The organism is Priestia sp. J2, assembly GCF_020790095.1.
GTDB lineage: Bacteria > Bacillota > Bacilli > Bacillales > Bacillaceae_H > Priestia > Priestia zanthoxyli.
The window spans coordinates 2,872,832-2,885,426 of record NZ_CP086208.1; the positions used below are offsets into that span (position 1 = coordinate 2,872,832).

Here is a 12,595-nt window from a genome sequence, read left to right on the forward strand (position 1 = left end):
TATCATAAAAAGAACTAGTAAATCGAACATTCAAAACGTCACGTGAAGCGAACTTTTTAGTTATGTTAAATGATATGTTGGTTTGATTGTCTAAGATATCTTGTACTTATAATTTTTTATAATTATTTTTCAAATCTTTTTTTAAAGGAATGAAACAAAACACGAAGAATATTTATAATAGGTGATAAAACATGAAATTAAAATCCTGTATTGAGACAATCATTCTAGAGAAAGGGTATTTAAAAAAGCATATTGCTAAGGAAGTTGGGATAACTCCTGCTCAACTATCTAATTGGATTAAGATGAATAACTTCCCTACAGCAGATAAGCTATTTCTTCTTGCTAAAGTGTTAAGTGTTAAAGTAGATGATTTATATGAGGAAATTGAGAAGTAAAAAAGCCCCATCCGATTAAGGAAAGGGCTTTTTTGTTATGTATTGCTTATGGCAAGTTAGTCTCACTTACTCATTTCCTATTTCTGAGAAGCTATAGTCAACGAGTTTCCATTCTTCTTTTTTTAAATCACGAGGGTGTCTAGGCTTTTTACCGGTTTCGTCTTGAAAGCATTTTATTTTATCTTGAAATGGCTCTAATAGTTTTGCTACTTCCCGTTTTCGTATCTTTTTACCTCCCCTAGTCCATGCAATTATAATTAAGTCCGCATTTTCACAAGCATTAACTATGTGGTTATCGTTTAGTTCTTCTTTATCTTGTTTTCTGTATTTTAAATCTTTAGGATCAGAAGCAGCATAAGCAAATAGGTTTACAATCTGTAAACTTCCATATTCACTATTCTCAAAATATCGAATAACATTGTTAACCGTCTTGTCAGAGACTAAGGTATTTGCCTTGCTTGGATTGAGCATAAGAGTAGTTATGATTTTTTTCTCTTTATTCCAAGTTCTAGACAAAAAATAACGATACCGTCTTTCTTCACTATCATATATTGCCTTAGATGTAATTGTGCTTCCCTCTGTGTAAGTCATTGAATCTCCCCTCTCTAATTCTATAATAATTCTTTCCTGTGAAAAGGGGAAATTCTTCTTTTTAATATTGTTTTTATATGTATTATTTATCTTTGAATTGCACATAGCCTTCATATGCAGTAATGTATGTACCACTGATTAATTTGTACATGTATGCTGTGTTTACTTTGATTTTATCTACTACTGTGAACACATCACCTTTTTGAGCCTTACCTGCTTTTGCATTCCAATCAGCTTTGTCATAGTAATATAGATCGTTTACTTTTACTTTAACTGTTCCAATTGCCTTATCGTTTGATTTAGCAGGAACTTTAGTTGGTGCTGATACTTTAGGTGCTGTTTCCTTTTTAGGCTCAGGTTTACTTATGTCACATTTTTTTTCTAAGTTTAAGAAGTCTGCAACACCTTCTGCATAAGCTTCAGCCATATCCTTTAAGAAAGCATTGTTCTTTAGTAGTTCACAATCTTTAGAATCGATATAACAAATTTCAGTTAAACATGCAGGCATATTAGTGTTACGTAAAACAGATAGATTACCTGATTTATAAGGTTGGTTGCCATGAGCACCTAGACCATATTTCTTAGCTTTAGCCATAGCTTTATCATTGATACATGTTTGTAATTGTTTAGTTTTAGATGAAGTAGTTTTATTGTAGATGAATGATTCAAAACCTGTACCTCCACCTGCATTAACGTGGATAGATACGAATACATCAGCACCCCACTTATTAGCTTTGGCTGCTCGTGCTCCTAGTGAAGCGAATGTCCTGTCTGAACGTGTGCGATTAATTTCAAATCCTGTGTAGTTAGCTTTTAGACATGCGATAACGTAGTTTGAAAGTTGTAGATTTAACTTAGCTTCCATTAACCCTTCTTTTGCATTAACTGCTCCTGAATCTTTGCTTTCCCCATGTCCTTCATCCAAATAGATTTTCTTTACCATTTGTAACACTCCGTTTCCTTTTATTTTTCAATCTTTTTACGAATATCTTTAATTTCTTCTTTCATACCAGAAATAGACTGTTCAATAATTGGAATACAGGTAATCGACTGCTCAATTTTTTGAAGGGTCTCCGTAGTACGATTCAAGTGTGAAATAAGTTTATCCTCACGCTCTTTTGACTCTTTCTCACGTTGTTTTGAGTCTGCCTTTTCTTCTCTTGCTTCTTTTCTAGTTGACATTAAAAGCCAGACGAATAAAATACCAAAGATGCCTTCTACACCACCCTTGGTCATTACATCCACAAATAGTTGATCCATTTTAATCATCTCCTCTCATTTTAGACATAAAAAATAACGCTCAAGGCGTTTGGTATAGGTATTGCTTTATGAATTTAATTGTTCTAGACGACTTAATCTTGCTTCTAATTCATTAATTCTGTTCTCTTTTTCTTCTAACTTCTGACTTAATTCTTGAATAGCAGACCAAGAGTACGTTCCCATTGCATATGCATCAATACCTTCTCCCCTAATGTCAATAACATCAACAGGGGCTTCATCTAAAATTAACCCTACGTGCTTTCTTTCATTATTTAACTCTTCAACAAAACGATATGTACGAATAGGTGTTTCTTTAATTTGCTGTAATGCTGTCTTAACTGAGCCATCAGGATACTCCGTACCATTAAAAGTTTTGATATTTTTCTTACGCTCACGCACAGAATTATAAGTAATATTTGAAGCATAAATAGGAATGTATGCACTATCAGAAGCATTCTTAAAATCTACACGAGCTGTTCCATTATCTACTTTTACTCGACACACATCAGTTTTGAAGATAATTTCATCCGAATCAGAAGCAATAACCATATTACTACCCGTTGCTGACTCAGTACCCATGAAACCTTTACGCACTCCACCATATGAAAATTCAATAAATGCTTGATTATTCCCATTAAGTTTAACCATACCAGCGTTGCTATTAAGACTCAAGTTTCCATTTAATGTAGTAACCCCGTTACTTGTAAGATTGCCAATAGTGACAATATCTTGTGCTGTTAAGTTGCCAAATGCACTGTCAGGTTGATTTCTTAGATGGAATGTTGCTGAATCCTTTGCACCTTTCAATACTGCATTTCCTAGTTGTAAACCATAGTTAGCACTGTATTTCTTCATAACAACATCGAACAGATTGTTCATAACGAATGTGTAAGCAGGTGTATGATCCATTGCAATATAGGTATCATCATTTACGCCTATACGCATACGGTCAAGTGAACCTGCTGGCGTTGTATCAATCTTTGCATCTCTACTACCAAATCGAATTGTGTTACCACGTAAAGCAGTAAATGTACCTGCTGCAATATTTGGAGCAATTAAATTTGTACCACTACCAAGAGACACTATTTCTGTAATTGCGTCCACGACAAATGAACCATTACCTACGTTAAGTCCTTTTAACGATTTGATATGGTCTGCTTGAATTGTTTTAGTTAAGATGTTCCCACCGTGAATAACAGTAGTTGAAATAGGCTTGAATGTGCTTGCTTTGATTGTGTCAGGTTCAACACGTTCAAATTGTAAGCAATCATAGTAAACTGGAAGGTTTGGAGTATAGTTATAGAGAATTACATTACAAGCTGTTACGCCTTCGGGAACTGTGATTTTAGTTTCATGTCTTACCCAACCATCTGAACCCTTAATATCTTTAACACCAGCTCTAACTGTATCCATATTATTATTCATACGAACTCCACCACGAATACGAGCAGGAGTAGTTAAGCTTGGATTATAAGCGTAGAATGAGAAGATATAGGTTGCATTCATCTGTAAAGGAATGTTGTAAGTGTATGATTGTGGAGAAAGGTAAATCCATCCTTCACCATCCTTAGTTGTTTCCAATACGAACGATTTTCCACCGTCTAGAGAATATAGATTTGTGATAGCCTTTTGACTTAATCCACTGAATCCATACCCCATATCATCAGGGATTTGACCTAAATCAAATTGCTCAAATGAATCATAACGTGCTGGCATCATGTTAGGACTACCAATAGGGATATATGTAGCTACGCCTTTCATATCAATCTTAGATACATCAATTGTAACTGTCTCTGCTGTTTGATTAATCTCACTTATGACAGCATTCTTAGAAACTTTAGAACTAATTTGTCCTGCTTGTTGTGAAATAGTTGATGTGTTAGTATCTACATTCGTTTTTAAAGCATCGAATTTAGTTGTCTCAACTTTAGAAATGATTGCTGTGTTTAATTGTTCAATGCTACTTTCAGAAGTTGTAACACGAGTATCAATAGCATCTACTTCATCTACAATCCCATCTACAGTATTTAATAAAGCAGGGTCTAAATCACCAACTGATAATGCTTGCTTTTCCCATGTTGTGCCATTATAAGTGTACCAAATTGGAGGTGATACGGTTGAATCTATGTACATAGCACCTTTGATTGGATTCTCTGGACGTTCACCATTTATAATTGCGTCATTTAAATCGACAATTGTAATCTGATCAATTGCAACTATTTTTCCATCTACTGTGATTTCACACTGGAATGTAGCTCTATTTTCAACTTCATCAGATGTAATTGTTACAAGTCTACCAATACCTGTTCCAATCCAAGTTGTGTCTTGTGTTCCATCAGCATTGAACTTTTTCCAATTGTATGCTGTTTCTTGAAGAGTTGTACTAATATCGTCTTTTCCTTTATAGACTGCTGCAAAAAGTTGAGTATTAATTATTCCATTTTTAAATGTACTTCCTTTTGTAGATAGTACATCAACTTTATAGACAAGATTATCTTTTACTTCATCAAGCTCTTTTGTAACACCATGCGCTAAATCATAAGCTTCACTCCACTCTTTTTCTTTGAGTTGAAGTTTTTTCTGTGACTTCTCTACTGCTTCAATAGCTGTAACTTGACGCACAACAAATTCACCAAGTACAATTCCACCCTTAGTGTTATCAGTTTGACTTATTTCTTTTTCGAGAATACGAGCTTCTAAGAATTGCTTTTCTTTGCCTGATGTATCTTTTACATAGACAGTATCACCAACTTCAACATACATGTGATTGTAACCTTCGAATTGTTCAAGCATAACTACAGAAGCTTCATATGTAACTTTTGGTTTATTTACTTTTTGCAGATAAGTTAATGCATTATTGTAAAGTTCAACAGGGTTAGTTGACGTTTGATCGATAAAGCTGTCTTCGATATGTTTAATACCATTACCGTATTTCTCTAATGAATCATTATCAACTAGTCTATTTCCGATAATTTCAAAGCCATCAGGCGGTGTTACTTTTGCATCCTTCAATAAGATTGCATTACCATTACCATTTTTATTTGAACATTTTACAACTAATGCTGTAACAATTGGATTGCCTTCAGTTGTTTTAGTAAGTCCTTCAAGATTCTGTTCATATTGAATTGTTACGCCTGTTTTTTGTCCAATCTTATCTTTGATGTTAATAAACTTATTTTCTGGACGTACATTATCCCAATCAATTTTAAATTCTACCTCTGCATCAAAATCAGAAATAGCATCAAGAATTGCTGCATTTGCTCTTGGTAAATCTTCGAATGATTTAGTTATGCTTCCACTGTAATAACATTCACCTAGTTTCCATGTCGTATCAGTTGCAAGAAAACTAATAATATCTTCTAAACTAGTTGCGGTAAAGTCTTTATCTTCAATTACTTTACTGAACAAGTCACCGACTGCTGCTAATTCACATTTGATTGTAGCAGTCATACTTTCTCCATTTTCTTCAATACCTGTTGTGATTCTGAATAGTTCACGGTTTCTTTTAGCATCTACATAAACAATAAAGTTCCCAATAGTCAAAAGGGAACTTTTTTCATGGTCAGATGGAACATCAAATTCTAGATATTTAGCTCCATCGGCTAATGTCGATTTCATAATATCTCTAAGAATCGGACACCCTTCAGGAAAATTATTATCTAGAATACCAATCGTATTATAGTTTCTGTCTAATATGTACCACATTAATTATTAAAGCCACCTCTCTGTAAATCGCACTTTACCACTACTGAATATGGAAGGGTCTGATACAGTTATTCCACTTACACCTTTAGGTATTATTAAAGGTTCTGAACCTATGTAAAGCTTATTTGAAGCGTCCATTCCATTACGTAAGATTTCACCTGTTTCACAATTGATATGAAGTCTGTCATTCTTTTTAAACAAATAATCAACTTTGTTACTAGCTTTAGGAAGATATTCTTCAACAAAAACATTACCAATCCACATTGAATTAACAGGTGGTGCTTTATCATAAGCTCCAAAGTGAATCTGAATTTTAGCTATTTTTGTCCCGAATTTATTCCATGTGTCTGTAATGGATTTATAATCTCTAGCAACGTAATCATTCATTTCATCAAGTTTGGCAATAAAACTGTGCCATTGTCTTCCTCTACGTCCCAATTTGATATGTCCATGAAAATTACTGAATACACCCTTCTTTGCACCATACGTGTACTCAGTGCCTTTAGTAAATCCATCTGGTGCTCTTAATCGTGTTTCAAAAATTGGATTATCTCGTTTATCATCAATATCTTTCATAGCAAGCTTTCCAAGTTTACGATTTGATGAATCTAAAAGATAAATTTCTATTCTACCCTTTTGATTCTTGTCAGTTGCTTTAAATCCTATTTCTACTTCAATCTCAAAATCTTGTACTTCATGGTCTAATGAATAAACCATTGATGAACCATGCCACAATCCACTTGCTGTACCATAATCTCTTTTACCATCTGTTGCACCTTGTTCAAATGAATATCCATTAGATTGAATTGCTGCACCACGAATAACTCCACCATCTACTGTCCAATCCGTTACATTTAACCAATTTTGTGTAGTACTACAAGGGTCATTCATAATTGTTGGTGATAAATCAACTACTTGCTTTTCTGTTGGATCAAATGGTTCACCAAAATAGTAGTACTTATCAGATGTTGCAATAAAGAAGTCTGTAACGTTTTTAGCCATTGTTACATCAATAATAGGTGAGGTTTCCATGTTCCCCATATTAATAAGAGGTGTTGATTCTTTAGTTAAATCCAAAGCTACTTCTTGTGTTGTTCCATATCCATGAGGTTTATGACAAACAAAGTTGACTGTACCTCTTCCTAGTTCTCTAAATTGTTCAAAATCTGTACCACCTTCAAGAATTGCATAATATGTAATGTTTGGTCTTTCTGAGAAGATGATAGGTTGCGGTGTTTTTGAATAAAGCCATTCAGCCAATTTTGCACATGTTTCTTGATATTCGTCTTTGCTTGGTGCAATTAAAGCTAAGTCAACTGGAATTGTACGTGAATCAAACTTTTGATTAGCAAATAATTTTCCACTTTTCATAGGAATTTCTTTAGTTGCTACAATTGATGGTGCTAACGGTGGTAAATCAACTTTCTCAACAATTAAAAAAGAGGGAGTCGGAACTCCCCCAAAACTTAAAATCTTACTTTCCATTAAATTAGACCTCCTGTTAGTTTAATACCTTTAGGACGGTTAGCTTTCTCCATATCCTCTTTCATTAGTTTCTTCAGATTCTCATATGCCAACTTCATGCTTTCCATATCTGGACTACCTGTGTATGTGAAGTTGATAGTAGGACTATAATTGATTGATGGTTGTTGCTGTGCAGAAGATGAGTTATTAGTCGTGTTGTTATTGATGATGTTGTTAGAAACATTTGAAGTCTTAGGCACTTTAGGAATAGGACTGTATGCACCTAGTCTTTCTGACACTTCTGCAAGTAAGGCTAAGTTTTTATTTCTGTAACGTGGCTCAGTAGTTAATACATACTCGTCAAATCCATTTTCCCCTAATTGAGCTACTTGATGGTCTGTAATTTTACCACCTGTTGCATATCCACCAAGACCTTGTTTCTTGAATCTGTTGTAGTTAGCTTGAACTATACGTACATAATTCTGTGTTTCTCTGAATGGTGGAATACCGTGATATTTTTTAACGTTTCCGTAACCAGCATTATAAGAAGCTAGTGCTAATGCTAAATTACCGTTATTTAATCTCAACATGTCTTTGATGTAACGTGTACCACCCATGATGTTTTGATAAGGGTCACGAGGATTCTTAACACCCATTGAACGAGCTGTGGCAGGCATTAATTGCATTAAACCAGTTGCTCCAACACCTGAACGAGCATTAGGATTGAATCTAGACTCCTGTTGGATAATACCAGCGATTAAAGCAGGACTAACGCCATATTTCTTACCTGCTGCGTTGATGATAGAAGAGAATTGTCCTTTGTAGTTTCCGCCACCAGAATAACCACCTTCTCCACCTTCTTCAGCCATTTGTTTTAACACTTTCAAAGGGTCTATGTAACGCCCGTTCTCAGTCACCTTCAAATCCAAATGTGCGCCCGAAGAACGTCCTGTTGAGCCTATGCGCCCAATCAATTGCCCCATTGAAATCTTTTGTCCTGTTTTAACAGGTGGTGGTTCTTGCATATGAATGTAACTGAATACACGATTACCACTCTTAATGCGAACACCATTACCAGCAGTAGGGTTATTGACCAACACTTGAGATACGACGCCATCCGTTAAGGACTTGATTGACATACCCATGATTGATTTTTGACCTTTACGAGCCAAGTCAATACCTTTATGTCCACCTGGATGCCAACCATCGTTAAGACCTTTGCCTGGACTAAATGGTGTACTAACACGGAAATTATCTAAGTAGTAACTTGCTACAGAACTACTACCTCCACCGCCACCAAATGCACCAAGAAAATCATCGATTAGTGCCTGAACGCTATCTACTGCAATGTCTCTCATAAGACCTAATGGACTACCTGAGATTTTATTGAACCAGTCAGGAATTAGCTTATCAGTAACACCAAGCTTTTCCATTCCACTATCCCATAAGTGCTCTGCACCTTTCATTGCCATATCGAAGACGCTATCCTTTGTACCATTTTTATAAGCAGGCATTTTCCCACTAAATCCATAACGTTTAAGTAGATTCTTAGTGTGATGGTGAGGTAATACAGACGTACCTTTTGGTAAATCTAAAACTTGCTCTCCACCTACTCCGACTAGTCCTACTCCACGCCCAGGAATATATGCGAGTTCTTCACCGACTTCACCGACTCTTGCTAAACCGCCTGGATGTGAACCGTTTGGTGTACCAATTGCATATTGTTTCTCAACTGCTCCGCCACTTTTAACAGTGCCAGCAGAACGTTTACCAGTGTCCTTTTTGAATTTAGTTGATTCAGTTGATTTCTTTTTCTTAGGGTCTTTTCCGAAGAATTCTAAGATGTTGTTGTAGACTTTGAGAACTTTGTCGTACATGTCGTCCCAACCTGTTTTAACTTCACCAGTTTCCCAATTGACAGCATCAATATGTCCTTGTGCTTGCTTTTGTGCTTCTTCTACAACACTCTCATGCATTTGTTCAGCTTTACGAACAGTTTGATCACGTTGTTCTTTAGCATTTGCAATAGAACGTCTTGCTTGTTCTGCTGTAATAGTACCAGTTACATCACGTAGATATTCGTACTTTTTCTTTTGTTTCTGATACTGTTCATCTGCTTGTTTAACAGTCTTGTCACGTTGAGTTGCAGATGATTTAACAACATTCGCTGCTTGTTCTGCTGATAATTTAGAAGCGTCATTTTTCAAACGCCCTAGAATCATCTTTTGTTCAGCTTCAGATTTACTTAAAGTCTTTACAGCTTCAACACGCATATTTTCACGAATACCATTTACAGTACGTTTTTCAGATTCAGTTAAATCACGTTTCTCTTTTGATGCTCTGTTTTCAATTTCAGAAACTTTTCTTACATACTCTTCAAGACGTAATTTCTTATTGAAATGATCATCGTCCATTTTCTTTAATGCTACTGCTTTTTCTTCATCGGACAATGCAGTATTTGTTGCAAATAAAGCTTTAGTCTTTTCAATACGTTTTGCATGGTCAGTATCCATTGAAGATTGGATTTTAGCAGCCATTGCTTCATATTGAGAGATTTGTTTCTTCGCAAACTCATCTGTAACTATTCCACCTCTTGCAGATAGGTTAACCATTGAAGCATACGCTTTATTATCCATATCCATGTAGGCTTGAACAGCTTTCTTAGTTCCTGCTGAAATCTTATCTGAATTTAATCCAGTATCAATAGCTGATTTATTCATTTCATCACGGAACTCACGAATGCTACCTACAAGTTCAATGAATTGTCCCTGAACAGGAGTTAGTTTAATTGCTAATCCTAACAATGGATGGTCTTTCATTAAGTCTTTTAGAGCATACCAATTCTTATAAACTAGTGCTCCTTCAACTCCAACAGCAGCAATTGCTAATGCTGTTAAACCGATTGGATTAGATAGTAAAGCAAATGCTCTACCTACTCCACCGATACCACCAACCATACCTGCGATACCAACACCAGCACCTACAAATCCTGAAACTGCAATAGTGGCATCTTGTGCAGAAGGTGACATTTTATCAAATGCAGTTGTAACATTTTTAATACCTGTTTCGATTTTAGGCATCCAACGATCAGCGATATCTAATAGTCTAGTCCCTAATGGAGCAATTGCAGACATAAATTCACGGAAAGCAGCCTTAGCACGTTGTCCTACAGATTCAGTTACAGCAGAAGCTCTTTGCATACTTCCATCTACGTCTTTAATCTTTCCATCGATGTTTCCTAAAGCGTACATGGAATCTTTTTCTAAATCTTCGAATTTCGTACCGTATAATTGAACTCCCAAGTTATTAGCATCAACTTGATTATCCATATTCTTTAAATCATCAATAACAGCATTATGTACTTCTTTTACAGTTGCTTTACCGTCTTTGAAATCTTTCCAAAGTTGCTTAGTTCCTTTACTTAAACCATCAAATGCACCGTATGTAGCTTTAGATTCATCTGTAATACGGATTTGGAACTCTTTCATTGCATCGTTGATGTAATCGAGATTATAAACACCAGACTTAGCACCTTTAGCTAACAATTGGAAATATTCATCTGCACTAAAGCCCATACGTTTATAAAGTGGAGCATATTCTGAGAGGTTATCAAACATTTCATTGGAGAAGTTTAAGCCGTTTTGTGCTCCCCATGCCATAAGGTCAAATGAATGTTTAGCGTCTTCACCAAAACCTCTCATTACGTTTCCACCAGCACGAGTTACCTCATTTACATCTGATTCAAAGACATCTGCTAATACTAAAGCGTCTTGAGTTACTTGTTTTAATTCATCGTTGTTCAAGTCTTTAATATTTTGTCTAGTCTGAATGAGTCCATTACGAACCTCATCCATGTTTTCACCGTAACCTTTTTTCCATAAATCTGTAGTAATTTTATTTAATTCTTTCGTACTTTTAGCTGTTAATCCTAATTGTGATTGAATACGCTTTTGAGAACTGTTAATATCAACAGCAGCCTTTACAGATGCAGCACCACCAGCAGCCAATCCAGCAACCATACCAGCTTGCATTGATGAATGAATATCGCCTGCACGTTCTTTAAACTCATCCAACTTTCCACCAGCAATATGTACTTCACGTCCAAATAATCTAAACGATCCTTTCGAATCATCGATTTTATGATTTAGACTGTTCAAGGCTCTTTCTGTCTTGTTCATTCTTGCAATATATTCATTTAACTGAATGTACGCTTCTTTTGTTTCTTTAGCATCTTCACCTTTTTCTCTTGCCGATGCTTCATATTTACGTCTTAATGCTTGAACTGCTTTCTCTTCAAGTTGTAATTGCTTTTCCATATGTTGAGATTGCTGATATAAGTCCTCTGAATTAGAACCCATTTTAGACATACTTGCAGACGTTTTATTGTACTCACTTGCTAATACTCTTAAATCTTGTTCAATTCCATCTAGTGAATCTTTAGCTTCCTTAGATGCTTTAGTAAATTCACTACCTTGTTCTTTTATCTTAACCTTTACACCATCTAATGCTGTTTCGGTTTTCTTCATTGTTTGAATAGACTGGTTATAAGCTATTAAAGCGTCTTTCGTTGCTCTATTATCTTCACCCTTCTCAGTTTTTAAAGCTTCATATTTTCTCTTTAGTTGCTCAGAAACTTTACCTTGCAATTCTAAAGTCTTATTTAATTTCTCTGATTCTTGCTTTAAATCATTAATTCCATCAGTTGTTTTACCATACTGACTATTTAAAACTTTTAAATCTTGTTCGATACCTTTAATGGCTTTGTCCGCTTCTTTTGAAACTTCAACATAAGCACTACCTTGTTCTTTAATTTTTCCATTTAGGTTTTGTAAACCCATTTCAGTCTTCTTCATTTGAGCTACTTGACGATTATATCTAGTTAATAATTTTTGTGTCTCTGCATCATCTTCACCTTTTGTGCGAACTAAATCAGCATACTCTTCTTCCATTTGCTTAACAGTAAGCTTCTGTACTTCTAATTTCTTAGTTGTAGCATCTGCAACTTTTTTCATTGCATCTAAATTTTCTTCGAATTTCTTAATACCTGCTTTAGCATTGGCGATTTCACTATCATAAATTTTTGTAACACGACTTAACTTAGCAAAGTCTGTTGTCGCTGAACCAAGTCCTTCTAAATCAAGTTTGAACTTCATTGAAGCCATATTGCCCATATCCATATG

General features: G+C 35.3%; 7 protein-coding genes. 1 reads left to right on the plus strand and 6 read right to left on the minus strand.

Going from position 1 to position 12,595, the window contains the following annotated elements; translation table 11 throughout:
- Positions 1-191 precede the first annotated feature (191 nt).
- Complete coding sequence (locus LJY09_RS14525) at positions 192-395, plus strand: helix-turn-helix domain-containing protein (protein WP_228307276.1); 204 nt, start codon at positions 192-194, stop codon at positions 393-395.
- 66 nt (positions 396-461) lie between these two features.
- Here the strand turns inward: LJY09_RS14525 and LJY09_RS14530 are convergent, their stop codons facing one another.
- The 6 genes from LJY09_RS14530 to LJY09_RS27785 form a co-directional block, all read right to left on the minus strand.
- Entirely contained in the window at positions 462-986 is a 525-nt protein-coding gene (locus LJY09_RS14530) for a DUF1643 domain-containing protein (protein WP_228307277.1), read from the minus strand.
- Between the two features lie 82 nt (positions 987-1,068).
- Positions 1,069-1,929, minus strand: a complete 861-nt coding sequence (locus LJY09_RS14535; protein WP_228307278.1) for an N-acetylmuramoyl-L-alanine amidase — start codon at positions 1,927-1,929, stop codon at positions 1,069-1,071.
- Between the two features lie 20 nt (positions 1,930-1,949).
- The gene (locus tag LJY09_RS14540) at positions 1,950-2,246 is read right to left on the minus strand and encodes a BhlA/UviB family holin-like peptide (RefSeq protein WP_228307279.1); all 297 of its coding nucleotides are present in this window, start codon (positions 2,244-2,246) and stop codon (positions 1,950-1,952) included.
- 66 nt (positions 2,247-2,312) lie between these two features.
- Positions 2,313-5,951: a phage tail spike protein gene (locus LJY09_RS14545; protein WP_228307280.1), complete on the minus strand. Its 3,639-nt coding sequence runs from the start codon at positions 5,949-5,951 to the stop codon at positions 2,313-2,315.
- 6 nt (positions 5,952-5,957) lie between these two features.
- Complete coding sequence (locus LJY09_RS14550; RefSeq protein ID WP_228307281.1) at positions 5,958-7,436, minus strand: distal tail protein Dit; 1,479 nt, start codon at positions 7,434-7,436, stop codon at positions 5,958-5,960.
- On the minus strand, positions 7,436-12,592 hold the full coding sequence (locus LJY09_RS27785; protein WP_323134956.1) for a transglycosylase SLT domain-containing protein: 5,157 nt from the start codon (positions 12,590-12,592) through the stop codon (positions 7,436-7,438). The genes LJY09_RS14550 and LJY09_RS27785 overlap by 1 nt, the downstream gene beginning before the upstream one ends.
- Between the last annotated feature and the right edge of the window lie 3 nt (positions 12,593-12,595).

Bases quoted from the DNA above. Each gene is read 5' to 3' on its own strand.
- LJY09_RS14525 (WP_228307276.1), top strand. From the start codon at position 192: ATGAAATTAAAATCCTGTATTGAGACAATCATTCTAGAGAAAGGGTAT.
- LJY09_RS14530 (WP_228307277.1), bottom strand. From the start codon at position 986: ATGACTTACACAGAGGGAAGCACAATTACATCTAAGGCAATATATGAT.
- LJY09_RS14535 (WP_228307278.1), bottom strand. From the start codon at position 1,929: ATGGTAAAGAAAATCTATTTGGATGAAGGACATGGGGAAAGCAAAGAT.
- LJY09_RS14540 (WP_228307279.1), bottom strand. From the start codon at position 2,246: ATGGATCAACTATTTGTGGATGTAATGACCAAGGGTGGTGTAGAAGGC.
- LJY09_RS14545 (WP_228307280.1), bottom strand. From the start codon at position 5,951: ATGTGGTACATATTAGACAGAAACTATAATACGATTGGTATTCTAGAT.
- LJY09_RS14550 (WP_228307281.1), bottom strand. From the start codon at position 7,436: ATGGAAAGTAAGATTTTAAGTTTTGGGGGAGTTCCGACTCCCTCTTTT.
- LJY09_RS27785 (WP_323134956.1), bottom strand. From the start codon at position 12,592: ATGGATATGGGCAATATGGCTTCAATGAAGTTCAAACTTGATTTAGAA.